Origin of the sequence: Nonomuraea sp. NPDC049709, from assembly GCF_040674815.1 — a bacterium.
GTDB lineage: Bacteria > Actinomycetota > Actinomycetes > Streptosporangiales > Streptosporangiaceae > Nonomuraea.
In genome coordinates this window covers 181,931-208,896 of the sequence record NZ_JBFANM010000014.1, presented here as the reverse complement: position 1 = coordinate 208,896, position 26,966 = coordinate 181,931, and the positions used below count along the sequence as shown (strand labels likewise).

Genomic DNA, 26,966 nt, shown 5'->3' with positions numbered 1-26,966 from the left:
GCGCGGCGGCGTGGTGCCCTGCTCCGTGGTCGCCGCCCCCCGGGGGATGTTCTGGCATGCGTCTTTCCACAGAGTCCGCACAGGAGGTCATGGGCGACGGCGCCGGCGCCCACCACGCAGACGCCCGCGCCGAGCCGCGCGAGCTCGATGCGCGCGGCACGGGCCGCGGGCGGCATGGCGTCCCGGGCGACGGCGGCGGCCACGGGGTCGAGGAGCCGGGCGCCGGAACGGGTGACGCCGCCGCCGAGGACGACGAGCTCGGGCTCGAACGCGTTCACCAGGTCGGTGATCGCGCTGCCGAGCGCCCATGTGGTCTCGTCCCATATCGCGCTCGCCAGGGGGTCGCCCGCCTCGGCGGCGCGGGAGACGTCCTCGGCCGTCGGGCGCTCGACGGCGGACAACGACGAGGGCCGGCCGGTGGCCAGGGCCTCCCGGGCGCGCTCGGCGATGGCGGTGCCGGAGGCGTACGCCTCCAGGCAGCCCAGCCGGCCGCACGAGCACTTCCGGCCGCCCGGCCGCACCATGACATGCCCCAGCTCGCCGCCGTTGCCGGCCGCGCCCCGGTGCAGGCGCCCGCCGATGACGGAGCCGCCGCCCACACCCGTGGAGATCGTGAGATAGAGCATCGTGCTGGTGCCCCGGCCCGCGCCGTAGCGGAACTCGCCCAGCGCGGCGGCCGTGGCATCGTTCTCAAGGACGGACGGGACGCCGAACGCCTCCGTGGCCATGGCCCCGATCGGGACGTCGATCCACCCCGGCAGGTGCGGCGGGCACTCCAGCACCCCGGCCGCGGCGTCCAGCGGGCCGCCGCAGGAGATGCCCACGGCCGCCACCTCGGGCAGGCCGGCCTCCGCGACCGCCTTCCTGCCCAGGTCGAACAGCCTGGCCAGGACGGCTCGCGGCCCCTCCTCCCTGCGGGTGGGGGTGACCTGCCAGCCGTGGATCAGGCCATCGCCTGTCACCACGCCCGCGGCGAGCTTGGTGCCGCCGATGTCCAGGGACAGAACAGGGGGAAGATCGTGCTGCATTGGGCCTCCGACGAGAACGACTGCCGCAAGGTGGCTGTGACATCGTTCCCACACGGGATCCTAGGGCGACCTTTCCCCATGGGTCAACGCGCGAGATGACGGAAATGTCAGATAACGGGGGGCGGTGCGGTGGATTCCCGCTGGATGAGGCGCACGTTGAGCACGGTCGTGACGGAGTCGGCCTCCGGCATCTGGATCCGCTCGTCGAGCCTGCGCACGGCGGTCGCGCCCAGGTTGAAGGTGTCCTGGGAGACCGCGCTGACCGTGGGCGAGACCATGCTCATCCAGGGCGCGTCGTCGAACGCGATGAGGCTGATGTCGCCGGGCACGCTCAGCCCCAGCCCGCTGATCGCCCGCCAGACGCCCTCGGCGAGCACGTTGTTGGCGGCGAAGACCGCTGTGGGACGGTCCGGGCCGCGCAGCATGTCGAGGGCCCGGCGCCGGGAGTCGGTGACGTCCCAGCCGGAGGAGACGACCAGGGCGGGGTCGACCTTGATGTCACCGGCCGCCAGCGCCTCCAGGTAGCCCTGGTAGCGCTCGTAGCCGGTGGTCCAGTCGGTCTCGTCGATGAACAGGGCGATCCGGCGGTGGCCCAGACCGACGAGGTGCGCGGTGGCGGTGCGGGCGCCGACGCGGTTGCCGACCACGACGCCGTCGGTCGAGCCGGCCGCGAACTGGCGGTCCACCTCGACCACCGGGATGCCGTGGGAGGAGAGGTAGGTGGACACGGCCGAGGAGTTGGGCGTCACGATCACGCCGGCCACCCGGAGCGCGACCAGGGCCTCGGCGGCCTCGCTCTCCGCCTCGGCCGACAGGCTCGTGTCGGCCAGCACCATCGTGTAGCCGCGCTCGCGGGCCTCCCTGCTGGCCCCGGCGGCCAGCTCCGCGTAGAAGGGGTTGCGCAGGTCGCTCACCAGGACTCCCAGCGACCTGCTGACCTGCTGCTTGAGGGTGCGGGCCATGACATCGGGCACGTAGCCCAGCTCGGCGGCGGCGCGCAGGACGCGCTCGCGCACGTCGCTGGCCGCGTATCCGCGCCCCGTCAGCGCCCGCGAGACCGTGGAGCGCGAGACGCCGGCGGCCTCCGCGACGTCCTTGATCGTGGGACGGCGGGAACGGCCGAGGGGGGTGCCGCGCCGTTCTATGGTCATGGATTCCCTTCCGCGACCACGTCGACCAGCGCCTCGGCGTGCTGCCCGAGGCGCAGGTCGCCGATGGTCAGGTCGACTGCGAGGCGAACCCGGCGTCGCGGCACGACGTCGGCGCCGAGACGGAGATGCACCTGCTCCATACCCCCTCCGGGCAGCCTAAGCGTCAGGGATCCCTGTTCGCGCCGCCAGCCGGGCGGAACCACCGGCTCGATGGTCGCCACGGCCTTGTCCGGCCACGGGTTGCGCACGGTGGCCGTCAGCACGACCTCGCCGCCCGCGGGGACGCTCGTATAGTACGGGGTCAACCGGCACAGCACCCCGTCGGCACCGAGGTCGAGCCGGTCCAGCGGGAGCAGGTCGTGGTGCAGGGCCACCAGCTCCTCACCCCGCTCGGTCATCATGTGCAGGTAGTCGTCGTCCACCCAGCGGGGCCGCCAGTGGCCGCTGACCATGAGGTCGGGACGCAGGCGGCGGTAGAGCGCGGCGCTCTTCCGGTAGTCCTCGATCTGGAACCTATTCTTGTACTGAAAATTCAGGATCTCCTGGCGCTCGTCCGGGATGCCCATCCCGTCCTGCTGGTCGCCGGTGACGAGCACCCGGTGCCCGTCCACCTCGAACTCGTACGCCGCCGCGAACAGCGTGTGCCCCGGCAGGTCGTGCACCGTGATGTCGTACTCGCGCCAGCGCACCGTCTCCCCCAGCCCGAGCACCCGGTCGGCGGGGATGGGGTCGAACCACTGGCACGGCAGGTCGTGGTGGAGCGGCGCGGCCAGGATGGGCGCGATGTGGGACGGGGCCCAGATCGCCGTGCCCTCGACGTCGCGCAGCAGCGGCATGCCCGCGACGTGGTCGTCGTGGTAGTGGGTGGGCATCGCGACCTCGACGCTCGTGACGCCGTAGTGCTCGCGCAGCGCGGGCAGGGAGGCCAGCCAGGGACGGCGGGCCTCGCGGGCGGTGCTCTTCACCAGACCGGTGGACATGTCGTAGCCGAAGTCGAACACCATGGCCGCCCCCGACTCCGACAGCAGGACGTAGCTGTAGGACTGGCTGCTGCGGTTCATCAGCAGGTGCGGCGTCACCTGGACGAACGGGTTGGCCAGCAGGCCGCGCACGTCCCAGGCGTGGGGGCGGCGGAAGTCCACGTAGCGCTGCATGGCCGTGGACAGGCGGGCGAGCGCGTCCTTCGGGTCGGTCATCGGCTCGCCGTGGGAGGGCAGCAGCACGTCGAGCTCCTCCTTCTGGAGCAGCTCGGAGCTGATGACCACCATGGCGGGGCCCTCGTTCTCGGTGTACGACCACTGGGTGGCGGCCAGGGACCACACCTTGCCGGGGGCGTAGATCAGGTCACCGGTGAACGCGGCCCGGCCCACCACGTACGTGACGGAGCCGGTGGTGTGCCCGGGGGTGGGCAGCACCCGGACATCGACCCCGCCATAACGGGCCGTCCGATATTCGGGGACCACATCGGTGACCGGAACGGGCTCCAGCAGCGAGAACCGGTCGTCGCGCAGGTCGTAGTCGTTGAGGATCTGGCGCCCCGACCACATCTCGCCGACCTTCTCGAACAGGTCGCGCTCGACCGGCGGCACGTGGATCGCGACCCCCGCCGCGGCCGCCCGGTGCAGCCCCTGCGCCTGGTCACGGTGGTGATGGGTCATCAGGACGTCCGTGAGACGGTCGAGCCCGAGCTCCTCGAGGAGGTCGAGCACGCGTCCCGAACCGAAGTCCACGGCGATCCCGGTGCGCTCCTCGCCGGGGGCGGCGGGAGCCTTGATGACGTACACGTTGCAGGTGTCCTCGATCCGGAGCACCCCGGGCAGAACTTCGGTTATATCGCTTCCCACGAGGCGCAATCCTATCCGGTATCGTTCCCACAATGGATGCCTTGGAGTGGATTGTTCCCTGTCCGAAAAAGGCCACTTTCGGCGTTTCGCATCTTGAGCTGAGCGACTGCCGGATCCACGGCGACGCCGCCGCCGGTCGCGCCGTCACCGCCCTGAGCGCCTCGTTCGCGGGGACGGACGACGCCCCGGTCCTCGTGGAGGTGCGCGTCGACGCCGGGGCGGAGCTGCCGGCCGAGGGATACACGCTGACCGCCGGCGACGGCGGCGTGCGGATCGTGGGCGCGGACCCCGCCGGCGCCTTCTACGGCGCGCAGACCCTCCTCGCGCTGGCCGGGGCGCCGTGTCCCGAGCACCGGTCGTGCGTGCCGGAGGCCGAGGTGCGCGACTGGCCCGACCTGCCGCTCCGGGGCACCATCGAGGGTTTCTACGGCACCCCGTGGACCCACGCCGACCGTCTCGGTCACCTGCGCTTCTCCGGCAGGCACAAGCTCAACGCCTACGTCTACGCGCCCAAGGACGACCCGTTCCACCGGGAGCGGTGGCGGGAGCCGTACCCGGAGGAGGAGCTGGCGAGGCTGGCCGAGCTGGTCGCGGAGGCGGCGGCGCAGCACGTCAGGTTCGTGTTCGCGCTCAGCCCGGGGTTGTCCATGGTCTACAGCGACCCGGCCGAGCGCAAGGCGCTGCGGGCCAAGGCCGAGCAGGTGTGGGAGGTGGGCGTCAGGGAGTTCGCGCTGCTCTTCGACGACATCCCGCCCGAGCTGGGCCACGCGCCCGACCGGGAGGCGTACGGCACGGCGGAGGGCGCGAGCGCGAGTGCCCACGCGGCGGTCTGCCGCGACTTCGCCGCCGGGTTCCTCGCGCCCCGGGGCGCTGACCGGCCGCTGACCATGGTGCCCACGGACTACGCGGGGACCGGGCGCACGGCGTACCGCGACCGGCTGGCGGCGGAGCTGCCGGCGGACGTGCTGGTCTGGTGGACCGGGTCCGACGTGGTGGTGGGCGAGATCTCCGCCTACGACATGACGGCCGCCGCGGCTTCCTACGGGCACCGGGTGGCGCTGTGGGACAACTTCCCGGTCAACGACTTCGACTTCTCCCGGGTCTTCCTCGGGCCGCTGGTCGGGCGGGCCACGGAGCTGGGCGACGTGCCGCTGGAGGGCATCACCGCCAACCCGATGGTCGAGGCGGCGGCCTCGCGCATCGCGCTGACGACGGTGGCCGACTACGCCTGGCACCTGGCGGCCTACGACCCGGCCAGGTCCCACGCGCGGGCCGTCCGGCTGCTGCCGGGGGCTGCTGAGCTGCTGCCGCTGGTGGAGGCGTGCTCGGCCTGGCCGCCCGGGGCCGACCAGAGCCCGAGGCTCACCGCCCTGTGCGCCGCGGCCCTGGAGGGCCGGTCGCGTGCGGAGCTGCGGACCGAGCTGACCCGGCTGGCCGGGCTGCCCGCCGACGTCGAGGGGCCGATCGCCGGCGAGCTGGACCGATGGGTGTCGGCCGCCAAAGACATGGGGGCTGCGGGGCTGGCGGCTCTCGACCTGCTGTCGGGCTCGGGGACGGCCGCCGCGGCGGCGGAGGCGCTGGCCCGCGCCGAGGCGCACGAGGCGAACGTCCTGCGCAAGGTCGTCCCGCCGTTCGCCCGGCAGGTGCTCGACCAGGCGGGCGACGCCGCCTGATCCCGACGGGCCCGTCCCGGCTCACCGGGGCGGGCCGTCCCGCGGGCCCGCCCCTTGAGGTCAGAGCGACAGGACCTGCCCGGCCGCGACCAGCTCCTCCTGCAGCGCGGCCACGTCCACGTCCTGCACCGCCTTCCCGCTGCCGGCCGCCTGCGCGGCGGCCAGCCCGGCCGCGTGCCCGAGCATCTGGTACTGCACCTCCATCCGGATGGAGGAGAAGGCCACGTGCGAGGCCGACACGCACACCGGCACCACCAGGTTCGCGCACTCCTCCCGCCGGGGCACGATCGCGCCGTACGGGATCTGGTACGGGGCGACCCCCACCGACAGGTACCCCTCGGTCACCACCATGGGCACCGGGTCCGGATGCTCGTACACCCACCGCCAGGTCCGCTGCACCTCCCGGACGTCGAGATGGTACGAGCCCATCGCGATCACGTCCTCCTGCGGCCGGCCCTGGACGAGGTCGTGCTCGGTCAGGTGCTTGCTCCCCAGCATCCGCCGCGCCTCCCGCACGTAGAGCTGGTGCGGCAGGTGACCGGTGTCGGCGAACTCGTCGGCCGGCAGCCCCCACAGCCCCAGCTCGGCCCGCACGGCGGCGGGCACCTCGGGGTCGTGCGCGAGGAAGTACAGCAGGTCCTGGGCGTGGTGGAGGTGGTGCAGGCGGATCCGCTCGCGCTCGGCGGGGCCCGCGTCGGGATAGGCCCAGGCCGACCGGTCGAGCACGCTGAGGGAGAACGGCCCGAGCGAGTTGCCGTCGCACTTGCCGCCCGGCAGGTTCGGCTCCAGGCCCACCAGGCGCCCGGCCCGGGGCTCGATCCCCCGCTCGCGCCAGTGGCGGAACAGCCGCCGCCCGAGCTCCCAGTGCTCCTCGTCGTAGCCGGGCCGCCGCTCGAACGGGATCCGGTCGGCGGCGGTGCTCATGCAGACGCGGTAGCCGTACGACATGACGCCGCCGTCCCCCTCGCCCACCTCGGCCATCGGCCCGTCGGCGACCTGCGGCAGCAGCGTGCCGTCGGCCCGGAACGGGGAGATCCACGACGGGAAGTTGTGCATCCCGGGCACCACCTCGCGCCGCCCGGCGAACCTCTCCCCGTGCAGGGACCGGTCCTCCCTGCCGACGCGGTAGCCCACCCCGGCGGCGGCCAGCACGTCGCCCTCGTAGCTCGCGTCCACGAAGGCCCCGGCCGCGAAGTCCCCCCGGTGCGTGACGGCGGAGTAGACGCGGTCGCCGGAGGTGACCACCGTGCGCAGCGGGGCGTCGAACACCACCTCCACGCCGGCGGCGTCCAGCCAGGACAGGAAGATGGCCTCGGCCACGTGCGGCTCGGGCCCGGCGTAGTGGCCGGGCGCGACCCCGTAGGCGTCGGCGACGGCCCGGCGGAACTCGGCGGCCATGCCGCCCAGCACGCGGGCGTCCCCGATGTCGGTGTAGCCGAGCCCGCCCGAGGTCATGCCGCCGACGTGCCGGCCGGGTCCGAGCAGCACGGTGTCCAGGCCGCGCCGGGCGGCGGCCACGGCGGCGCACACGCCCGCCGAGGTCGCGCCGTACACGACCACCTCCGCCTGCCTCACCGGCGCCACCATTCGGCCACCTGGCGCAGGTCGGCGCCGCTGATCGGCTCGCCGGAGTTGTCGATGGACTCGACGTAGTACAGGGCGGGGACGCCCAGGGAGGGCTGCTCCCGCGCGTACGCGAGCCAGTCGGCCCGGCTGGGCATGGGCCACTGGTCGGTGTCGATCAGGTGGCCCGGCATGGCGTGGGCGGCCACCGCGTGCCGGTAGCGGAGCTGGTCGACGGCGGGCACGGCGTCCCCGCGGGCGTCGAACTCCAGCACGTCGTTGAGCCTGATCATGTCGCTGACGTCGGCGAAGGCCGGGTGCGGCGTGTGGGTGACCATGAGGGCGTCGGGTTTGACGCGCTTGGCGGCCTCGTACATGGTGGCGAGCAGCTCGTGCAGGAGGGCGAGCCCCCAGGTGGAGCCGTACGCCTTCAGGTGCGACCCGCTGGGGAACCACTGCGTGAAGTCGATCTTGAAGCCGTCGGCCCCGAGCTCGCCCAGCAGCCGTTCCATGATGGCCCGGACCCGGAGCCGGTAGGCCGGGTTCGACGGGTCGGCGGCCACCGCGCGCCCGCCCGCGTCGGTCACGCACTCCTCCGCCGGCAGCCCGTCGGGCGACCACGCCCGCCACCACAGCAGCACACGCTGGCCGCGCTCGTGCCGGGCGGCGATCCACTCGCGCAGCGCCGGCCACTTGGCCTCGTCGGTCTCCAGGTTCCCGTACGTGAGCTGCCACCGGTCGTCGATCACAATGGTGCCGGGCACGATGCCGTGCTCCTCCAGCCGGCCCAGCCACCCGTCGTACAGGTCCTGCCGGGACAGCTCCACCGGCGAGACGCCGTCGGCCCTGGCGCACTGGGCGCCCCAGCCGCAGAAGATCGGCTCGCTCCACCAGGCGTGCCGCTCGCCGGTCGGGCCCTCGGGGGCCAGGCCGTGCCCGACGAGGTCGGCGCGGTGGTGGGAGATCGCCTCCCAGGGCGAGGACGCGGCGCGGAGCACGACGGCCGGGGAGGTCCACGCGCCGCGCACCTCGGTGTGGCCCTCGTAGTCGAGGCGCAGCAGCGCCCCGCCGTCCAGCGGCTCGTACGAGAGCTCGGTGAAGGTCAGGTCGGTGATCCCGGCGCGCACCGAGGCGCCCAGCCACTGCCCGTCCGGCACGGCGGTCGCGCCGGTCGGCTCGTCCTTGCAGAAGGCCAGCACCAGCGGCGGCGGGGAGAAGACGGCGTGCAGCCGGCCGGGCGAGGCGTCGCCGATGACGGTGAGCGCGACCGGCGCGGACACCGGCCGCACCACGCTCACGGGATGCGCGGGCGTGGGGCTGAAGACGCCGCGCGCGTGCACCCCGGACCGGAACGTGCCCGCCGCGCGGGTGTTGAGCACGGCCCGGCCGCCGAGCAGCGTCACGTCGCTCAGCACCCCGTCGCCCTCGACCCGCACCTCCAGCGCGATCGTCTCGGGGGTGCAGGTCAGCCGGACGGTCTTGGTCTCCCACTCGGTGGTGCGCTGGGGGAAGTCGAAGACGGCCACCCCCTCGCGCTCGGCGAGCACGGGCGGCAGGGTCTCGTACGTCTCGTCGCGCCCGCCCCGGGTGTTGACCGAGGCGAGCAGGCTGAGCGTCATCCAGCCCACGAGCTCGGCGCTGGGGTCGGTGCGCGAGACGGTCAGGTGGTAGTGACCGCTGTCCAGGTGGTAGGCCGTGTCAGTGGTGGTGATCCGCATGGGTTAGCCGAATGCCTCGATCCTCGGCAGGGCGGGGGCGGTGCCGCCCCCGGCGATGAGCCGGGCGTAGTAACGCCCGGAGTCCTTGACGGTCCGGGCGCCGCCGGCGTAGTCGACGTGGACGAGCCCGAACCTGGGCCGGTAGCCCAGTGCCCACTCGAAGTTGTCCATGAGCGACCAGTGCAGGTATCCGCGCACGTCGGCCCCGGCGTCGATGGCCGCGCCGACGGCTTCGACGTGGTCGCGCAGGTACGCGATCCTGCGGTTGTCGTGGACCCGGCCGTCGTGGGTGGGGCCGTCGCCGAAGACGCCGCCGTTCTCGGTGATCATCAGCGGCGTGCCGGGGAAGCGGCGGCTCAGCCCGATCAGCAGGTCGCGCAGCGCGCCCGGGTTGATCTCCCAGCCCTCGTCGGTCCTGGCCACGTCGCCGCTGGGCCCGACCACCTTCCAGGGGAACGGGGCCGGCGGCGCGGCGGCCATGACCCGGCGGGTGTAGTAGTTGATGCCCAGGAAGTCGCTGCGGCCCCCGATGGCGGCCTCGTCGCCGTCGTGGACGAAGTCGAGGCCGTGGCCGAGTGCCCGCTCCCAGTGCTCGCGCATGTCCGCAGGGTAGCCACTGCCGCCCAGGAGCGGGTCGAGATACCACCGGTTGACGTAGCCGTCGGAGCCGATCGCCGCCGCCCGGTCCTCCTCGCTGTCGGTGGCCGGGTCGCAGGGGAAGAGGCTGAGCGCCGCTCCCGCCTTCGTGCCCGGGTGGGCGTGCAGCACGTCGGCCGCCGCGCCGTGGCCGAGCAGCACGTGGTGGCCGGCCTTCACCGCCGTGCCGAGGTCGGCCACGCCGGGGGCGTGCAGGCCGAGCTGGTAGCCGAGCAGCGCGATGATCCACGGCTCGTTCTGGGTGATCCACCAGGTCACGCGGTCGGCCAGCCGCCCCGCGACCGCCTCCGCATACGTACGGAAAGCGTTTACGGAAGACCGCTCGGCCCAGGTCAGGCCCGCGGGCATGTCCCAGTGGTTGAGCGTGAGCACCGGCTCCACGCCGGCCTCCAGGAGCGCGTCCACGAATCGCTCGTAGTGGTCGAGCGCCTTGGGGTCGGGGCGGGCGCCGCCGGGCATGACCCGGGACCAGCCGGTCGAGAAGCGGTAGGCCCGCAGGCCCAGCTCCTTGATCAGCTCGATGTCCTCGCGCCAGCGCAGGTAGGAGTCGCAGGCCCGGGAGCCGTCGCCACCGCCCTCGATCGCGCCGGGCCGGCGGCAGAACTCGTCCCACACCGACTCGCCCCTGCCGTGGTGACCCTCGATCTGGTACGCGGACGTGCCCGCGCCCCACAGGAACCCGTCGGGAAAGCTCATCCCTTGCTCCCCGTAGTGGCGATGCCCTTGACGAAGTGCTTCTGGCCGAGGAAGAACAGGATGATCATCGGGATCGTGGTGATCACGCTGGCCGTCATGACGATCTCCCAGTGCCAGTCCCCGCCGAACCCGAACTGGTCGAGCAGCGCCTTCAGCCCGCGCGGCACGGTGAAGTCGGTGGAGTCGCGCAGGTAGATCAGCGGCCGCATGAGGTCGGTCCAGGCCGCCTGGAACTCGAACAGCAGCGTCACCACGACCGCCGGCTTGCACAACGGCAGGGCGATCCTGGTGAAGATCTTCCAGTTGTTCGCCCCGTCGATCTTCGCCGCCTCGAACGGCTCGCGCGGCAGGCCGAGGAAGAACTGCCGCAGCAGGAAGATGTAGAACGCGCTGCCGAACAGGTTCTGCGCCCACAGCGGCGTCAGGGTGCCGACCATGCCGAGAGAGTTCCAGATGAGGAACACCGGGATCATGGTGACCGCGCCCGGCAGCATCATGGTGGCCAGCAGCAGGCCGAACAACGGCCCCCGGCCGGGGAAGCGGAAGTAGGCGAAGCCCCACGCGACCATCGCGCTGGTGACCGTCACGGCCACCGCGGCCAGCACCGTCACCAGCAGCGTGTTGGCCATCCACAGCGCCAGCGGCGCTTCCTGCCACACCCTGATGTAGTTGTCGAGGGTGAAGGTCTCGGGGATGATCCGGTGGTCGAACACCTCGCTGCGCGGCTTGAAGGAGGCGCTGAGCAGCCAGACGAACGGATAGATGAACGCGACGGCGAACGCGGTCAGCGCGGTCCACGTCAGGATCCTCCTGGCGCGCCTCACGGGTTCCCCCCTTCGTAGTGGACGAACCGCCTGGTCACCAGGATCTGCACGGCGGTGATCGCCATGATCACGATGAACAGCAACCAGGCCAGCGCCGAGGCGTAGCCCATGTGCAGGAACTCGAAGGCCTGCTGGAACAGGTAGATCGCGTAGAACAGCGCGGCGTCGTTGCTGTAGGTGGTGTTGCCCGAGCCGAAGAAGGCGGTGTACGCCTCGGTGAACGACTGCAGGGCGTTGATGCTGTCCACGATGAACAGGAAGAACAGCGTGGGGCTGATCATCGGCACGGTGATCCGCAGGGTGCGCTTCCACCAGCCGGCGCCGTCCACGAGGGCGGAGTCGTACAACTCCTGGGGGACGCCGCGCAGCGCGGCCAGGATGATGACCACCGACGCCCCGACGGTCCACAGGCTCATCAGCACCAGGCCCGGCTTGACCCAGTCGGGGTCGGTGGTCCAGGCCGGGCCGTCGATGCCGAACACGCCGAGGAAGGCGTTGATCAGGCCGTTCTGTCCGTTGAACAGCATCAGCAGCAGGATGCCGACCGCGACCGGCGGCGTCATCTTGGGCAGGAAGAAGGCCGTGCGGAAGAAGCCGGTGGCCTTGGTGGCGCTGTTGAGCAGCAGCGCCAGCCCTAGGGAGACGACGAGCTGGGTCGGCACCGACATCACGGTGTACAGGAACGTGTTGCGCAGCGCCAGCCCGACCTTCGGGTCCTCGAAGAGGGTGACGTAGTTGTCGAAGCCGACGAACGACGGGTCGTTGATGACGTCGTAGTCGGTCAGCGACAGGTAGGCGCTGTTGATGACGGGCCACGCGGTGAAGATCAGGAAGCCGATGATCCAGGGGCTGATGAACAGCAGGGCCGCCCGGGTCTCGATCCACCGCATGGACCGCCGGCGTGGTGCTCTGGTGCGGGAGGGGGACATCTCAGTTCGTACGCTTCGTCCAGCCGGCCCATGCCTCGTCCAGCGCCTTCTGGGCGTCCTGCTGGGCCTTGTCGAGCGCGGCCTGCGGCTCCTCCTGGCCGTTGAGCACCCGGTTCACCGCGTCCTGCCAGGCGGTCTTGAACTCAGAGTCGGCCGGGTTGGCCGGGAGGCTGAAGGTGTTCTTGTTGGCCTCGTAGAACGCCTTGACGCCGGAGTCCCAGGGCTCGCCGCCCGAGGTCAGCATCTTCTCGATCTCCGCGTCGGCCTGGACGTTGCCGGTGAGGATGCCGGTGAACGGCTTGCCGTCGGCCTTGCGCTTGTCCAGCCGGGCCTGGGCGGCGGCCTTCCAGGTGTCGACGAGGGTCATGGTCTTGGCGAAGCGGCAGGCGGCCCCGGCGTTCTTGGAGCCCTTGGGGATGGCCCACGACGAGCCGGAGGAGTAGGCCAGCGGCTGTCCCTGCGGCGTGCGGAAGGTGTCGAAGGCCAGGGGCGCCTTGGGCGAGACGTCGTTGAGCACGTTGACGTACCACTGCTCCATCGGCATCGCGCCGAGCTCGCCCTTGGCGAACTGGTTGCCCTTGCCGAAGAAGTCGGCCGAGTCGCGCGCGGCCTTGACCTTCGCGAAGCCGCCCTGGGCGTTGTAGATGCCGACCGCGAACTCCAGCGCCTTGACCACCTCGGGGGTGTTGAGCTGGGCGGTCTTGCCGTCGGCGGACAGCAGGTCGACGCCGTTGGCCTTGGCCCACAGCGGCAGGAACTCCGGCAGCTTGCTGTCGAAGCCGATCACCTTGAGCTTGCCGCCCGGCGTCTTGACCAGCTTCTTGGCGGCGGCGGTGACCTTGTCCCAGTTGGAGCCGTTGACGTCCGCGATCGTCAGCCCGGCCTCCTTGAGCAGGTCGGCGTTGGCCATCGTGATCTGGACCTGGTTGAACTCGGGGACGGCCCAGACCTCGCCGCCGAACGTCACCTGGCCGAGGGCGTTCTTGTTGTACATCGAGGTGTCGATCTGCTCGCCCTGGACGCACGCGGTCAGCGGCATGATCGCGCCGCGCGAGGCGAAGGTGCCGATCTGGTCACGGTTGGCGTAGATGATGTCCGGCGGGTCGCCGGCCGCCACCGAGGACAGGAACTGCTGGATGTCGAGGTCGCCCTCGATCAGTTTCACGTCCGCGCCGCCGAGCGACTTCTTGGCCAGGTCGACGCGGGTCGTCCCGATCTCGTCGGTCGCGCCGAAGCCCATGACCGAAATGGTGCCCGAGTACGAGGCACCGGGGTTGAACTGGCCGGCCGACGGGGCCGGCGCCGACGCGCCGCCACCGGTGCCCTTGGCACAGGAGGTGAGCGCCAGCGCCAGGGACACCGACAGGACGGACCAACGGACGAGCGGGGTTCTCATTGGGGGTTTCGCCTCCACACTGATCAAGCGGGGCATCAGGCATGCTGATGACGGCCACGTGGCGCCAGGCCAGTGTGGCAACGTTCACACATCTGAGAACGTACCCATACCGCTGAAATCCCGTCAACCACTCATTTCACTGCGTTTCTATCCCGTTAAGGACGACAGCGGTGTGGGATGCCCCACCGGACGCCCACAACCCCTTCCCAGACGGGAATCCCGCACACGCGAAGGGCCCGGCCGGTTGATCCGGCCGGGCCCTCCGATCGGCAGGCGCCCGTGGGGGCAGGGAACGGGGCGCCTGCCCTGGGGAGCGGGCGTCAGTGCCCCGTGGCCTTCTCCGCGCCGACACCGGTGAGCGAGCGGACCTCGATCTCGGCGTACTTGGCGGAGTTGTACTCCTTGCTGAGGATCGTGCCGAGCCAGCCGCAGATGAAGCCCAGCGGGATCGAGATGATGCCGGGGTTGCTCAGCGGGAACCAGGCGAAGTCGGCCGTCTTGAACAGGGCCGTCGCCGAGCCGGACACCACCGGCGAGAAGATCACCAGCACCAGGGCGGACACCAGGCCACCGTAGATGGCGGCGACGGCGCCGGCCGTGTTGAACCGCTTCCAGAACAGGCTGTAGAGGATCGCGGGCAGGTTGCCCGAGGCCGCCACCGCGAACGCCAGCGCCACCAGGAACGCCACGTTCTGCCCCTGCGCCAGGATGCCCAGGCCGATCGCCACCGCGCCGATGACCAGGGCCGAGACGCGGGCCACCACGACCTCCTGGCGCTCGCTGGCCGTCCCGCGCTTGAAGACGTGCGCGTACAGGTCGTGCGCGAAGCTGGAGGAGGAGGCCAGCGTGAGCCCGGCGACCACCGCCAGGATCGTCGCGAAGGCCACGGCGCCGATGAGGGCCAGCAGGATCGTGCCGCCGAACGAGCCGAAGATCTCCTCGCCGATCCGCTGTGCCAGCATGGGTGCCGCGGTGTTGCCCGCCGGGTCGCCCGCGGCGATCGCCGTCTTGCCGACCAGTGCCGCCGCGCCGAAGCCGAGGACCAGGGTCAGGAGGTAGAAGATGCCGATGATGCCGATGCCCCACAGGACCGACTTGCGGGCGTCCTTGGCGGTGGGGACGGTGTAGAAGCGGATGAGGATGTGCGGGAGACCGGCCGTGCCCAGCACGAGGGCCAGGCCCAGGCTGATGAGGTCGATCTTGCCCGCCAGGCCCTGCGCCTCGGTGCCGTACTTCAGGCCGGGGATGAGGAAGCTCCCGGGGTCCGTCTTCGGGCCGCTGACCGTGGCCGCCTGGCCGAGCAGCGCCGACAGGTTGAAGCCGAACTTGCCCAGCACCAGCAGCGTCACCAGCGCGGCGCCGCTCATCAGCAGCACGGCCTTGACGATCTGCACCCAGGTGGTGCCCTTCATGCCGCCGAACACCACGTACACGATCATCAGCGCGCCCACGCCGACGATCGTCCACGCCTTGCCCGCCGAGCCGGTGATGCCGAGCAGCAGGCCGACCAGCGCGCCCGCGCCCACCATCTGCGCCAGCAGGTAGAAGATGCTCACCACGATCGTGGACACGCCCGCCGCCGTGCGGACCGGGCGGGGGCTCATCCGGAACGCCAGCACGTCGGCCATGGTGAACTTGCCGGAGTTCCGCATCAGCTCGGCCACCAGCAGCAGCGCCACCAGCCAGGCGACCAGGAACCCGATGGAGTAGAGGAAGCCGTCGTAGCCGGACAGCGCGATGATGCCCGCGATGCCGAGGAACGACGCGGCCGACATGTAGTCGCCGCCGATCGCCAGGCCGTTCTGCACGCCGCTGAACGACCGCCCGCCCGCGTAGTAGTCGGCGGCCGTCTTGGTCTGCCGGCTCGCCCAGAAGGTGATTCCCAGGGTGGCGGCCACGAAGGTGAGGAAGAGGATCATCCCCAGGGTCGTCGAGCTCACTGAGTCTTCTCCTCCACCTCGTGGCGCAGCTTGTCAGCGATCGGGTCGAGCTTCTTCTCCGCGTGCCTGGCGTACGCCCACGCGATGAGGAAGGTGGAAACGAACTGCAACAACCCGAAGACGAGGCCGACGTTGATGTCGCCGAGCAACTTGATCCCCATGAACCCGCGCGCCCATCCGGACAGCACCACGTAGAGCAGGTACCACACGAGGAACGCCACGGTCATGGGGAAGGTCCAGCGGCGGAAGCGCCGCTTCAGTTCCTGGAACTCACTGCTCTCCTGCATTTGTTCATAGACCGATGCGTCATGTTCTTGTGTCGTCACGAGACCTCCACTGTGATGCGGATCACGCCCAACGTAAGAGCGCAACCTACCCGGCGTGGAGATCCATAGGAGGGTCGTTCGGTGAGCCGCTGCGGTCCGGCGATTAGTTGGAGATGGCCTGCGGTGAAAGGTCTGTATAGCGCGACGAGCGGTCGGCTATCCCTTTCACCCCTTTACGGCCCCCGCCGTGAGGCCCTCGACGATGTAGCGGCGGATGGCGGCGAAGAGGACGAGCGTGGGGAGCACGGACACGACCGTGGCGGCGGCCATCGAGCCCCAGTCGATGTCGTACTGGGTGATGAAGGAGTTCATGGCCACGGGGATCGTCTTGGCGTCCTCGCTGTCGATGAAGGTGATGGCCAGGAACAGCTCGTTCCAGCACTGCACGAACGCGAAGATGAACGTCGCCGCGATCCCGGGCAGCATGACCGGGATGACCACCCGGACCATCGCCACCAGCCGCGAGGCCCCGTCCACCTGGGCGGCCTCCTCCAGGGCCACCGGCACCCGCTCGTAGAAGCCGCGCATGATGATCGTGGAGAACGGCACCAGCATCGCCACGTACACCAGCATCAGCCCCGCCAGCCGGTTGAGCAGGTCGAGGTCGGACATCAGCAGGTAGAGCGGCCCCAGCGCGATGAACAGCGGGATCATCTGGGTGACCAGGAACGCCAGCATCAGCGCCCCGCGGCCCGGGAAGGCGAAGCGGGCCAGCGTGTAGCCGCCCAGCACCCCGATCGCCGTCACGACCGCGGCCGCGACGAGGGAGACGACGAGCGAGTTCAGCAGGTACGCCCCGAAGTCGGCGAAGGAGAACAGCTCGGCGTAGTGCTCGAACGTCACGTTCCCCGGCCAGTACCGCAGCGGCACCGAGAAGATCTCGGGCTTGGGCTTCAGCGAGGTGATGACGATCCAGTAGAGGGGGAACAGGGTGATCAGCAGCCAGGCGCCCAGCACGACGACCTTGGCCGCGACCGCGACGCGCCTCATCGGGACCTCTCGAATCTCGTGGCGTTCAGGTAGAAGACGCTGAAGGACAGCAGCAGGCCGAGGATGAGCAGGCCGACCGCGCCCGCCCGGCCGTAGTCGCCGCCGATGACCTGCTGGATGAGGAAGGTCGTGATGATGTCGGTGCTGCCGGCCGGGCCGCCGCCGGTCATGGAGTAGATCAGGTCGGGGAAGTTCAGGATCCAGATGATCCGCAGCAGCACGATCAGGGCCAGGGTGGGCCGGATGTGCGGCAGCGTGACGTGCCAGAACTGGCGCAGCCGGGAGGCCCCGTCCACCGAGGCCGCCTCGTACAGCTCGCGGGGCACCGACTGCAGCGCCGCCATGATCATGATGGCGAAGAACGTGACGCCGTACCAGATGTTCGCCACGATCACCGAGGTCATCGCCCAGCCCGGCGTGGCCAGGAAGCCGATGCGCTGGTCGATGATCCCCGTCTTGAGCAGCAGGTCGTTGATCACCCCGAACTGCCCGTTGAACATCCACCGCCACAGCAGCCCGATCAGGAACCCCGACATGGCCCAGGGGAAGAACACCCACGCCTGGTAGAGGCCGCGGCCGCGGAAGTGCCGGCGCAGCAGCAGCGCCAGCCCGAAGCCGAGGAAGAACTGGAAGAACAGCGACACGGCCACCCACGTGCCGGTGTTCCGCAGCGCCGTCCAGAACCGGTCCTCGGCCAGCACCGCCCGGAAGTTCTCCAGGCCCACGAACGGCGTGGCGGTCAGGTCGAACAGGTTGTAGCGCTGGAACGCGATCACCGCGCCCCGGATCATCGGGTAGTACGTGAACAGCGCCACGAACACCACGCCGGGCAGCAGGCACAGCGCGATGAACCGGGCCCGGCGCAGGGTGAACGTACGCTTCACGACACCTTCTTGGCCTGGTCCACCCAGAAGGCGTCCCAGGACTTGAGCACCTCGGCGGTCGTCTTCTTGCCGGTGATCAGGGCCTGGACGTCACGGTCGGAGTCCACCAGGAACTGGCTCCAGCCCGGATAGTCCACCGGCCTGATCGTGATCACCTGCTTCGGGTCCTGCTGGGCCTGCAGGTAGGCCTTCCACGCGCCCTGCGAGAACTGCGGGTCGCTCTGGGCCTGCTTGGAGATCGGGATGAGCGAGTTGCCCTTGGCGAAGGCGATGCTCTGCTTGGCCTCCGACAGGAACTGCACCAGCTTGACCGCCTCCTTCGGGTGCTTGGTGAAGGAGGTCGCGCCCCAGCCGGCGTAGCCGACGGGCTGGAAGGCGTACCCGGTGGGGCCCTTCGGGATCGGGGCGGTGGACCAGGCCGTGACGCCGCTCTCCTCGACCGTCTTGATCACCTCGGGGTCCTGGATGAGCATGCCGGTGACGCCCGAGGTGAAGCCCTGGACCATCTCCGGGAATCCCCAGGACACGGAGTCGGGGGGCGACGCCTCCTGGTAGATCTTGACGAAGAGGTCGAGGGCCGTGGCGGCCTCCGGGGTCGAGAAGATCGTCCGCTTGTCCTTCAGATAGAAGGATTTTTCGGGATTCAGGGCTTCGCCGTTGTACGCGCTGATCATCATGACCGCGTAGTCGGCGCCGCCCTTGCCGCCCCGGAACGAGTAGCCGAACCGGTCGCCCGAGGTCATCCTCTTCCCGGCCTCGTACAGCTCCTCCCAGGTGGTGGGCGGCTGGGTCAGGCCGAAGTCCGTACGGTAGAACAGGGTCCGCTGGTAGAACCCGTACGGGATCAGATAGGCCTTCCCCCCGACCTCGACCGCCTTCTTCTGGGCCAGCTCGGTCAGGTCGGACCAGCCGGCCCAGGCCGTGGTGGGCAGCTCGGCCAGCCAGCCGTTGTTGGAGAAGGACTTGGCCGTGTGGTCGCGTACTTCCAGCACGTCCAGGTCCTTCTTCGTCTGCAGGATCTGGGTGATCTTCTGGTCGGCGCTGTCGAGGGGCGGGGAGATCAGCTCGACGGTGACGCCCGGGTTGGCCTGCTCGAAGTCGGCGACGAGGGATTTGATGAGCTTCGTACGCTCGGGACTGGTCAGACTTTCGATCATTCGCAGCCGTACCTCTCCCGAGGACGACGAGCCGGAGCCGCATGCCGCGGACACCAGCGTGACGGCGACCGCGGCCGCCAGGAGGAGGGGCTTTCTCATGACGAGCCTCCCGCGAGGGTCAGACAGCGCTGTCAATCACGCTAGGCGGTCAGCCCCTCCAGCGCCAGACCGAGATCCTTGATCAGGGTGTCCGCGGGCTCCAGGCCGACGGAGAGGCGGACGAGGCCGACCGGGATGCCCATGGTGGCCCGCACGCTCTCCTCGGTGGACAGCGCGGGCGCGTTCACCAGGCTCTCGAACCCACCCCAGGACACCCCAATCCTGAAATGTCGCAACTTGTCGAGGAAGGCCGCCACCTCCTCCCGCGAGTCCGTGTCGAGCACGAGGCTGAACAGACTGGAGAACCCGGACATCTGCCGCACCGCGATCGCGTGCCCCGGATGCGACGGCAACCCCGGATGGTTCACCTCCCGCACGCCCGGATGATCATTCAGGAAGGCCGCCACCGCCAGCCCCCGCTCCTGGTGCGCCGCCATCCGCACGGGCAGCGTACGCAGCCCCTTGATCACCTTGGCCGCGTCGTGCGGCGACATGGCGGCCCCGTAGAGCTGGTACTCCTTCAGCGCCAGCGGCCGGACCAGCCGCGCCGGGCCCACGACCACCCCGCCCACCAGGTCGCTGTGCCCGCCGATGTACTTCGACAACGAGTGCACGACGAGGTCCACCCCCATCGTCAGCGGCTTCTGGAACAGCGGCGTGGACCACGTGTTGTCCATCACCGTCACCAGTCCCCGCTCCCGCGCCCACCCCGTCACCTCGGTGATGTCGACCACGCGGTAGGCCATGTAGGAGGGGGACTCGAAGTAGAGTAGGCGGGTGCTCGCCCTGATAGCGCTGTCACATCCCGCGAGGTCGTCGACATGCGTATGCGTGACCCCGAACTTCTCCAGATAGCGCAGGAACTGGGTGGTCGGCCCGTAGACCGCGCCCAGCACCAGCACGTGGTCGCCGGCCGACACCAGCGACGAGATGGTCGCCGAGATCGCGCCCATCCCCGAGCCGAAACACTTGGCTCGCTCTCCCCGCTCAAGGGCGGCCAGCTTACGCTGGGCGAGATCGACCGTCGGGTTGGTCCCCCGCCAGTAGACGTACCGCTCGTCCTCGTTCCTGATGGCCTCGCCCAACTCCTCCGCCGTCGCGAACGTGAACAGCGAGTTCTCGAACACCGGCGGGTTGACCGCGCCCAGGGCCCAAGGCTCGTCCTCACCCAACCGGCCACAGATCCAATCGTCATCCATGGGGGCACAATATGACACCTCGCAGGCCGACCATGGCGGACGTGGCCCGGCAGGCGGGCGTGAGCCTCAAGACCGTCTCCCGGGTCGTCAACCAGGAGCCGCACGTCAGGGCCTCGCTGCAGCAGCGGGTGCAGGCGGCGATCAGCGCGCTCGGCTACCGCCGCAACGAGGCCGCCGCCCGGCTGGCCCGCGGCGCCACCATGCTGACGCTCGGCCTCGTGATGGAGAACATCTCCAACGAGTTCTACTCGCGCCTGGCCGCCGCCGTGGAGGCCGCCGCGGCGCACCACGAGGCGCTGGTGGTGTTCGGCTCGTACGAGGAGAGCGCCGCGAAGGAGCGCATGCTCATCGAGTCCATGTACGCGCGCGGCGTCGACTCCCTGATCGTCGTCCCGTCGGCGGCCGACCACTCCTGGCTGGCCGAGCACCCCGGCCTCACCACGGTGTTCGTGGACCGCGTGCCGCTCGGCCTGGAGGCGGCCGACGTCGTCCTGCTCGACGACGTGTGGGGCGCCAGAACCGCGACCGAGCACCTGCTCGCCCGCGGCCACCGCCGGATCGCGCTCATCTCCGACGACGACGGGCTGAGCTCGGTGCACGACCGGGCCACCGGCTACCGCACGGCGCTGGCCGCGGCCGGGGTGCCGGCCGACGAGGCGCTGGTGGTGCGGGGGGTGTTCGACCCCGGACAGGTCTCGTGCGAGGTCACCCGGCTGCTGGACCTGCCGGCGCCGCCCACGGCGTTCTTCGCCACCAACAACCGCGCCGCCATCGGCATCCTGCAGGCGCTGCGGGAGCGTCCGGAGCGGCCCGCGTACGTGAGCTTCGACGACTTCGCCCTGGCCGACGTGTTCAACCCGGGGGTGACGGTGGTCCGCTACGACACCTCCCGCCTGGCGCGCAGCGCGGTGGACCTGCTGCTGAACCCGGCGCCGACGGCGCGGCGGGTGAAGGTGCCGGTGGAGCTGGTGCCGAGGGGCTCCGGCGAGCTCCCGCCCCGCTGACTTCAGGACCCTGCCAAGAGGGGGTCACGTCTCCGCATGGCACGGGCTGAGCCGGTACGCGGTGGGTAACCACCCGGCTGTACGACTCGGGGCGGCTCAAGGAGAAGACCATGTCCGGGAGCGGCGACGGCGATGCTTCGAGGGAGGCCACCGATCCGGACGTCTACCTGGACGTTCCCGTGGTCAGGGTCGAGGAGATCGACCTGACCGTGCGCGACCTGCGGGCGAAGGTGTCGTTGCAGGCCGAGGTGCTCGATCTGCTCAGGCTGAACGTGGGCGCCGACGTGCTGCTGGGGAGCGTCGAGCTCGGCATCAAGGGCGTGGAGGCGCAGGCGCTGCTGAAGGTGCGGCTGGACAACGTGGCGCGCATCATCGACCGGGTGCTGAAGACGATCGACGACAATCCGCAGATCCTGGAGCACATCACGCGGGGCCTCGGGACGGCCGTCCAGGACCTCGGGACCGGCGCGGGATACGCGGTCCGGGACGTGGGCGCGGGCGCCGGGCACGCGGTCCGCGACGTCGGCACGGGAGCCGCGTACGCGGTCCGCGACGTCGGCGCCGGCGCCGCGGGCGCCGTACGGGACGTCGGCGCGGGAGCCGGAGGCGCGGTCCGGGACGTCGGCGCCGGTGCCGGTGACGTCGTGCGCGATGTCGGCCCGGCGGTCGGGGGCGTCGTCCAGGACGCCACGGGTGCCGTGCGGGACGTCGGCACGGGTGCGGTCCGGGACGTGGCCACGGGTGCCGTCGGGGACGTGGCCACGGGTGCCGTCGGGGACGCGGCCACGGGAGCCGTCGGGGACGCGGCCACGGGAGCCGTGCACGACGTGGCCACCGGAGCTGTGCCGGGCGTCGGGTCGGCCACCGGGCCGTTCGTGCAGCGGGCCGGGGCCGATGCCTACGGCGTGCCCGCCGGCGCCGCCAACGGCGCCCCGCCACGCCCCGCGCCTCAGCACGTCGGCGAACCCCACGACGTCGAACCGCAGGACGGCGAATCCGAAGACGGCGAGCCCCAGGACCAGGAGCCGGGTGAGCAGCCGGGCGAGCAGCCGGAAGAACCTGCGGACGACCTGAGCACGTCCGAGCTGGCCACCGCCCTGGCCCGCAAGTCCCTCCGCGCGGGCCGCGACCTGCTCGGCCACGTCACCGACACCGCCGGGCACATCATCCGCCACAAGGACGAGTGAGGAGCACCATGGCCGGACCGGAGCACCCGCGCGACCCGGACGTCGAGATCAGCGCCTCCGCCACGGCCAGGGAGCTGCGGTTCCGCGAGCCCCCGGAGGTGACCGTACGGGCGGAGGCGGAGCCCGCCGGCGAGTGCGCCTGGGGCAGCGACCGTACGAACCTGCCCGAGCAGGTGGAGGCAGGCGTCACCTACCGCGACATCCGCATCGACTTCCGGGTGGCCGCGAGACTCACGGGCCACGAGGAGCCGTCCTAGGCACGTCCGGCCTGGTAGGCCTCGTGGAGGACCGCGGCCAGCTCGTCCGCCAGGTCCGGGGTGGCCGCCACGACGCCGCTCCAGCGCCTGGTCAGGTCGGTGTCCAGGCCGATCGGCCGCCCGAACACGTCCCTGACCGCCCCGCCGGCCGCCTCCGCCAGCACGACCGAGGCCGCGATGTCCACCAGCCGGTGCGTGTCGGTGGCGGCGTCGGCGAAGGCGTCGGTCGCGCCCTGGGCCACGAGGGCGCCCTCCAGGCAGCTCGTGGACAGGATCCGGACGCGGGCCGCGCGCCGGGCCACCTCCCACCACGCCGCCGCGGCACCCGGGTTGGCCGGGTGGGGCCGGAGGAGGGAGACGGCGGCGCCGGCCAGCTCCCTCCGGCCGGTCGTGCGCAGCGGCGACGGCACGCCCGCCTTCGCCCACCAGCTGCGCCCGGTGTCCAGCCAGACGGTCAGCGCCTCGGTGAAGACGCCGTCCTCGGCCACCGCCGCAGAGAACGCGGCCAGGGGCACGCCGGCGGCGGCGTTCGCGGAGCCGTCCACCGGGTCCATGACCAGGGTCAGCGCCGAGCCGTGGTCCACCCAGCCGGTCTCCTCGGTCAGGACGTTGACCGGGTGCCGGGCCAGGGCGGCCAGGATGGCGTTCTCGACGAGCACGTCGATGCGCATGGTGGGGGTGCCGTCGGCGCCGTCCGCCACGACGGCGGCCAGGGTGGCGCGGTCGTGCTCGGCGGTGGCGGCGGTGTACGCCTCCAGCGCGGCGGACGCGGCGGCGGCGAGCGCCGGATGCGCCTCCCCCGGCACCCCGGCACTCCAGCCACGCGCCGAAGGCACCGAACCCGCCCCTCCGGCGTCGTCAGCGACCGGCATCGCCGTCCCCTCTCCCAGAGGTGTCCCCGTCATCGTCCTACCCCCGCCGGCAGCACAGGATCACTCGCTGTGACGGTCATCCGCACGGTCGGCCACCCCCGGTCCACGGTCACCACGGCCAGGTCGCCGCGCTGCCCCTCGACCAGCCCGCCCCGATCCGCCAGCCCCGCGACGGAGGCGGGGCCGGAGGTGACCAGCGCAACGGCGACGGGCAGGGACGCGGCGCCCTGGGAGGCCAGCAGCAGGGAGGCGGCCAGCGGGGCGGAGGGCAGGTAGTCACTGGACAGGCCGTCCACCAGCCCGGCCGCCACGAGTTCGGCCGCGGCCACGTTCCCGGAATGGGAGCCGCCGCGCAGCACGTTCGGCGCCCCGGCCACCACGCGCAGGCCGCGCTCGCGGGCCGCCCTGGCGGCCGCCATGGTGGTCGGGAACTCCGCGACCGCCACCCCGTTAGCCACCGCCACGTCGATCTCCTCGGGCGTCACCGGGTCGTGCGCGAGCAGCCGCGCTCGCCCCAGCGCCGCGTGCTCCGCCAGCCGCCCGAGCGCGATCTGCCGGTGCCCGATCCGCGAGTCGCGCTCGGCGACCAGCGTCTCCACCCGCCGCTGGGCCTCCTCGGACGAGATGCCCTCGGTGCCCTCCAGCCAGCGCCGGTACACGGCCGAGTCCCGGTACTGCCCCTGCCCCGGTGTGTGGTCCTCGAAGGAGACCAGCGGCGGAGCGGGCGTACCGAACAGGGCGGGCGTACCGGACAGGCAGGTCTCGAGGGCCGCCAGGCCCTCGGGGTCGCGGGCGTCGAGCCGGTAGAGGATGTGGTGGTCGACCAGCGCGTGCCCGGAGGCGGCGCGCTCGCGGATGGCGGCGTCGAGCCGGCGCGCCCGGTCGACGGTCCGCCCCTTGCGGTTGTGCGACTCGAACGCGACCCCGTGGAACACCGTGGTCACCCCGGCGGCGCGCACCCGCCCCTCGAAGCTGGACACCCCGAACCCGACCTCGAACTCCGCCCCCGGCCTGGGCCGCAGCTCGGTCTCCAGCCCGTCGGAGTGGGTGTCCACGATGCCGGGCAGCAGCAGCGCGCCCCGCAGGTCCACGGCCTCGGCGGGCACCGCGCCGGGCCGGGCGGGGCCGACGTGGGTGATCAGCCCGTGCTCGACGACGACGAGCGCGTCGTCGATGACGCGGTCGGGCAGCACGGCCTTCGCATGGGCCAGCACTCTCATCGGGCCACCTCCAGGTTCGGTTCGGAGTCACGCAGTACGGCGGCGGGCGGCCCGTCGGCGGCCACGCGGCCGTCCGCGAGCACCACGACCCGGGTGGCCAGCCGCTCGATGGCGTCGAGGTCGTGGAAGACCGACAGCACGGCCACGCCCGCGCCGGTCAGGTCGGCGATCATGGACAGCACCGCCTCCCGGTTGACCGGGTCGAGCGCGGAGACCGGCTCGTCGAGCAGCAGCAGCCTGGGGGGCGAGATGGTGCCGGCGGCCAGGTTCACGCGCTGCTTCTGGCCCCCGGACAGGACGGTGGTGTGCATGGCCCAGAGCCGCTCGTCGATGCCCAGCCGGCGCAGGGCGGCCGCGGCGGCGTCCCGGGAGGCGTCCGCGTCCAGGCCGCGGGCGGCCCCGGCGCGTGCCACCACGTCGAGCACGGCCCGGCGCGGCTCGGCGCGCAGGAACTGGGAGACGTACCCCAGCTCCCGGCCCCGCAGGTCGGCGACCTGGGCGTCGGGCAAGGCGGCGAGGTCCACCGTGGCGCCGGCGGAGGTGCGCAGCAGGATGTGCCCGGCCGTCGGCACGTACGTGCGGTAGACGCAGCGCAGCAGCGACGACTTGCCGGCGCCGGACGAGCCGGCCAGCGCGACGTGCTCGCCGCGGGCCACGTCCAGGTCCACGCCGCGCAGCGCGCCCACCGTGCGGCCGTCGATCGTGTGCAGGGTGAACGACTTGACCAGTCCCCTGATCCGCAGGACGTTCATCCGCGCGCCGCCGCCACCAGCCGCTGGCTGTACGGGTGCTGCGGATCCTCCAGCAGCTGGTCGGTCAGGCCCGTCTCCACCACGCGGCCGTGTTGCATCACCATCACCCTCCTGGTCAGCATCTCGATGACGCCGAAATCGTGGGAGACGACCACGGCGGCGACGCCGAGCCGTTCGAGCAGGTTCCTCAGCAGGTCGAGCACGCCGGCCGCGACCGAGGCGTCCAGGCCCGTGGTCGGCTCGTCGAGCAGCAGCACGGGCGGGCGGTTGGCCAGCGCCTTGGCGATCTGCACGCGCTGGCGCATGCCGCCGGAGAACGTGCGTACGGGGTCGTCCATCCGGGACAGCGGCACCTCGGTCAGCTCCAGCAGCTCGGCGGCCCGCTCCCGGATGCGGCCGAAGTGCCGGCCGCCGGCGGCCGTGAGCCGCTCGGCGATGTTGCCGCCCGCGCTCGTGTCCAGGTCGAGCCCGTAGGCCGGGTCCTGGTAGACGACGGCGACGCGGTCGATGCGCAGCCGCCGCCGGGCGCTGTCGTCGAGCGCCAGCACGTCGGTCGCGCCGTCGTCGTGGCCGCGCAGGTACGCGCTGCCCCGGCTGGGCCGCTCGTCGCCGGCCACGCAGCGCATGACCGTCGACTTGCCCGAGCCCGACTCGCCGACGATGCCCAGCGCCTCCCCCGGCGCCACCTCGAAGCCGACGTCCCAGGCCGCCACCACGGCGCCGGTCGCGGGCGAGACCGAGGTGCCGTACTCGGGCCCGGTGCCGGGCAGCGACCTCGGCCCCTGCTCGCCGTAGACCCTGCCGAGCCCCTCCACCTTCAACGCCCAGCTCATCGCTCCATCTCCCTGTTCCGCGCGCAGAAGTCCGTGTCGCTGCACACCCAGGCCACGGAACCGTCCACGGACGGCACCTCCACCAGGTACGACCCCTCGGAGCCGCAGTGCCGGCAGCCGGCGCCCGGCGTGTGCTCGACCTCGAACGGGATGTCGTCGAACACCAGCGGCTCCACCCGCGTGTGCGGCGGCACCGCGTAGATCCGCTTCTCCCGGCCCGCCCCGAACAGCGTCAGGTGCTCGGCCCGGTCCAGCTTCGGCACGTCGAACCTGGGGATCGGCGACGGTGGCGAGGCCGTCGACCAGCGCACCCACGCCCTCCAGGCGGCCGCCCACGCGGTGGCCGCCGGCGCCGACGACGAGCTGGTCCTCGCCGCCGCCTTCCACGACGTGGGCCGCGCCCGCCAGGTGGCCGCGCGGCACCGGGGCCTGCCGCACGAGCACGCCGGCGCCGCCTTCGCCCGCGACCACCTCACGGAACGCTCGGCCTGGGCGATCGAGCAGCACGTGGCCGCCAAGCGCTACCTGGTGGCCGTGGACCCGGCCTACCACGACACGCTGAGCCCGGTCTCGGTGCGCTCGCTGCGCGTCCAGGGCGGGCCGATGTCGCCGGAGGAGGTCGCCGCCTTCGAGGCCCACGAGTGGTCGGCCGACGCGGTCGCCCTCCGGCGGTGGGACGACGCCGCCAAGGATCCGGAGGGGGCGGTGCTGGCGATGGAGGAGCTGGTGGCGGCGTACGAGCGGGTGATGGCCTAGGACGACGCGCA

Annotated in this window: 25 protein-coding genes; 5 read left to right on the top strand and 20 right to left on the bottom strand. The window is 71.6% G+C overall.

Annotation, left to right across the window (positions count from 1 at the left end; translation table 11 throughout):
• From AB0J69_RS16720 to AB0J69_RS16710, 3 genes are all read right to left on the bottom strand, one after another.
• Positions 1-1,028 (bottom strand): ROK family protein (locus AB0J69_RS16720; protein ID WP_364117716.1); only part of this gene is annotated, 1,028 nt, incomplete at its 3' end.
• Positions 1,029-1,135: 107 nt separating this feature from the next.
• Entirely contained in the window at positions 1,136-2,179 is a 1,044-nt protein-coding gene (locus tag AB0J69_RS16715; protein WP_364117714.1) for a LacI family DNA-binding transcriptional regulator, read from the bottom strand.
• Complete coding sequence (locus tag AB0J69_RS16710; RefSeq protein ID WP_364117712.1) at positions 2,176-4,023, bottom strand: MBL fold metallo-hydrolase; 1,848 nt, start codon at positions 4,021-4,023, stop codon at positions 2,176-2,178. Before AB0J69_RS16710 ends, AB0J69_RS16715 begins: the two co-directional genes overlap by 4 nt.
• A gap of 32 nt (positions 4,024-4,055) precedes the next feature.
• Here AB0J69_RS16710 and AB0J69_RS16705 point away from each other — a divergent pair, with 32 nt between their 5' ends.
• Positions 4,056-5,696 carry a beta-N-acetylglucosaminidase domain-containing protein gene (locus tag AB0J69_RS16705; RefSeq protein WP_364117710.1) on the top strand — a complete coding sequence of 547 codons (1,641 nt, stop codon included), beginning with the start codon at positions 4,056-4,058 and terminating at the stop codon, positions 5,694-5,696.
• A 60-nt stretch (positions 5,697-5,756) separates the two neighbouring features.
• Here AB0J69_RS16705 and AB0J69_RS16700 read toward each other — a convergent pair whose 3' ends face one another.
• The 12 genes from AB0J69_RS16700 to AB0J69_RS16645 all read right to left on the bottom strand — a co-directional run bounded on the left by AB0J69_RS16700 (position 5,757) and on the right by AB0J69_RS16645 (position 20,074).
• Positions 5,757-7,271, bottom strand: a complete 1,515-nt coding sequence (locus AB0J69_RS16700; protein ID WP_364117708.1) for an FAD-dependent oxidoreductase — start codon at positions 7,269-7,271, stop codon at positions 5,757-5,759.
• Positions 7,268-8,977, bottom strand: coding sequence for a hypothetical protein (locus AB0J69_RS16695; protein ID WP_364117706.1), 1,710 nt, complete (start codon positions 8,975-8,977; stop codon positions 7,268-7,270). Before AB0J69_RS16695 ends, AB0J69_RS16700 begins: the two co-directional genes overlap by 4 nt.
• 3 nt (positions 8,978-8,980) lie before the next feature.
• Entirely contained in the window at positions 8,981-10,330 is a 1,350-nt protein-coding gene (locus tag AB0J69_RS16690; protein ID WP_364117704.1) for a GH1 family beta-glucosidase, read from the bottom strand.
• Positions 10,327-11,154, bottom strand: coding sequence for a carbohydrate ABC transporter permease (locus tag AB0J69_RS16685; RefSeq protein WP_364117703.1), 828 nt, complete (start codon positions 11,152-11,154; stop codon positions 10,327-10,329). Before AB0J69_RS16685 ends, AB0J69_RS16690 begins: the two co-directional genes overlap by 4 nt.
• Positions 11,151-12,044, bottom strand: a complete 894-nt coding sequence (locus AB0J69_RS16680; protein WP_364117701.1) for a sugar ABC transporter permease — start codon at positions 12,042-12,044, stop codon at positions 11,151-11,153. Before AB0J69_RS16680 ends, AB0J69_RS16685 begins: the two co-directional genes overlap by 4 nt.
• Before the next feature lie 40 nt (positions 12,045-12,084).
• Positions 12,085-13,479 carry an extracellular solute-binding protein gene (locus AB0J69_RS16675; RefSeq protein ID WP_364117699.1) on the bottom strand — a complete coding sequence of 465 codons (1,395 nt, stop codon included), beginning with the start codon at positions 13,477-13,479 and terminating at the stop codon, positions 12,085-12,087.
• Positions 13,480-13,799: 320 nt separating this feature from the next.
• The gene (locus AB0J69_RS16670) at positions 13,800-15,398 is read right to left on the bottom strand and encodes a cation acetate symporter (RefSeq protein WP_364117720.1); all 1,599 of its coding nucleotides are present in this window, start codon (positions 15,396-15,398) and stop codon (positions 13,800-13,802) included.
• A 17-nt stretch (positions 15,399-15,415) separates the two neighbouring features.
• Positions 15,416-15,706: a DUF485 domain-containing protein gene (locus tag AB0J69_RS16665; protein ID WP_364117697.1), complete on the bottom strand. Its 291-nt coding sequence runs from the start codon at positions 15,704-15,706 to the stop codon at positions 15,416-15,418.
• 204 nt (positions 15,707-15,910) lie between these two features.
• Complete coding sequence (locus AB0J69_RS16660; protein WP_364117695.1) at positions 15,911-16,735, bottom strand: carbohydrate ABC transporter permease; 825 nt, start codon at positions 16,733-16,735, stop codon at positions 15,911-15,913.
• Entirely contained in the window at positions 16,732-17,619 is an 888-nt protein-coding gene (locus AB0J69_RS16655) for a sugar ABC transporter permease (protein WP_364117693.1), read from the bottom strand. The genes AB0J69_RS16660 and AB0J69_RS16655 overlap by 4 nt, the downstream gene beginning before the upstream one ends.
• Complete coding sequence (locus AB0J69_RS16650; protein ID WP_364117691.1) at positions 17,616-18,875, bottom strand: sugar ABC transporter substrate-binding protein; 1,260 nt, start codon at positions 18,873-18,875, stop codon at positions 17,616-17,618. Before AB0J69_RS16650 ends, AB0J69_RS16655 begins: the two co-directional genes overlap by 4 nt.
• Positions 18,876-18,916: 41 nt before the next feature.
• Positions 18,917-20,074: a PLP-dependent aspartate aminotransferase family protein gene (locus AB0J69_RS16645; protein ID WP_364117689.1), complete on the bottom strand. Its 1,158-nt coding sequence runs from the start codon at positions 20,072-20,074 to the stop codon at positions 18,917-18,919.
• Positions 20,075-20,085: 11 nt separating this feature from the next.
• On the opposite strand from AB0J69_RS16645, the gene AB0J69_RS16640 reads away from it, so the two are divergent.
• From AB0J69_RS16640 to AB0J69_RS16630, 3 genes are all read left to right on the top strand, one after another.
• On the top strand, positions 20,086-21,078 hold the full coding sequence (locus tag AB0J69_RS16640) for a LacI family DNA-binding transcriptional regulator (RefSeq protein ID WP_364117687.1): 993 nt from the start codon (positions 20,086-20,088) through the stop codon (positions 21,076-21,078).
• A gap of 110 nt (positions 21,079-21,188) precedes the next feature.
• Positions 21,189-22,265, top strand: a complete 1,077-nt coding sequence (locus AB0J69_RS16635; RefSeq protein ID WP_364117685.1) for a hypothetical protein — start codon at positions 21,189-21,191, stop codon at positions 22,263-22,265.
• Positions 22,266-22,273: 8 nt separating this feature from the next.
• On the top strand, positions 22,274-22,522 hold the full coding sequence (locus tag AB0J69_RS16630; protein ID WP_364117683.1) for a hypothetical protein: 249 nt from the start codon (positions 22,274-22,276) through the stop codon (positions 22,520-22,522).
• Here the strand turns inward: AB0J69_RS16630 and AB0J69_RS16625 are convergent.
• From AB0J69_RS16625 to AB0J69_RS16605, 5 genes are all read right to left on the bottom strand, one after another.
• Complete coding sequence (locus AB0J69_RS16625; protein WP_364117682.1) at positions 22,519-23,358, bottom strand: inositol monophosphatase family protein; 840 nt, start codon at positions 23,356-23,358, stop codon at positions 22,519-22,521. The two genes, AB0J69_RS16630 and AB0J69_RS16625, sit on opposite strands and share 4 nt — an antisense overlap.
• A 65-nt stretch (positions 23,359-23,423) precedes the next feature.
• Positions 23,424-24,614 (bottom strand): alpha-D-ribose 1-methylphosphonate 5-triphosphate diphosphatase, encoded by a 1,191-nt coding sequence (locus AB0J69_RS16620; RefSeq protein WP_364117680.1) that lies wholly within the window; start codon positions 24,612-24,614, stop codon positions 23,424-23,426.
• Complete coding sequence (locus tag AB0J69_RS16615; RefSeq protein WP_364117678.1) at positions 24,611-25,366, bottom strand: ATP-binding cassette domain-containing protein; 756 nt, start codon at positions 25,364-25,366, stop codon at positions 24,611-24,613. The genes AB0J69_RS16620 and AB0J69_RS16615 overlap by 4 nt, the downstream gene beginning before the upstream one ends.
• Positions 25,363-26,199, bottom strand: a complete 837-nt coding sequence (locus AB0J69_RS16610; RefSeq protein WP_364117676.1) for an ATP-binding cassette domain-containing protein — start codon at positions 26,197-26,199, stop codon at positions 25,363-25,365. The genes AB0J69_RS16615 and AB0J69_RS16610 overlap by 4 nt, the downstream gene beginning before the upstream one ends.
• On the bottom strand, positions 26,196-26,510 hold the full coding sequence (locus tag AB0J69_RS16605; protein WP_364117674.1) for an alpha-D-ribose 1-methylphosphonate 5-phosphate C-P-lyase PhnJ: 315 nt from the start codon (positions 26,508-26,510) through the stop codon (positions 26,196-26,198). The genes AB0J69_RS16610 and AB0J69_RS16605 overlap by 4 nt, the downstream gene beginning before the upstream one ends.
• A gap of 28 nt (positions 26,511-26,538) precedes the next feature.
• Between AB0J69_RS16605 and AB0J69_RS16600 the strand changes: the two genes are divergently transcribed.
• Positions 26,539-26,955, top strand: coding sequence for a hypothetical protein (locus AB0J69_RS16600; protein WP_364117672.1), 417 nt, complete (start codon positions 26,539-26,541; stop codon positions 26,953-26,955).
• The last annotated feature ends 11 nt before the right edge of the window (positions 26,956-26,966 follow it).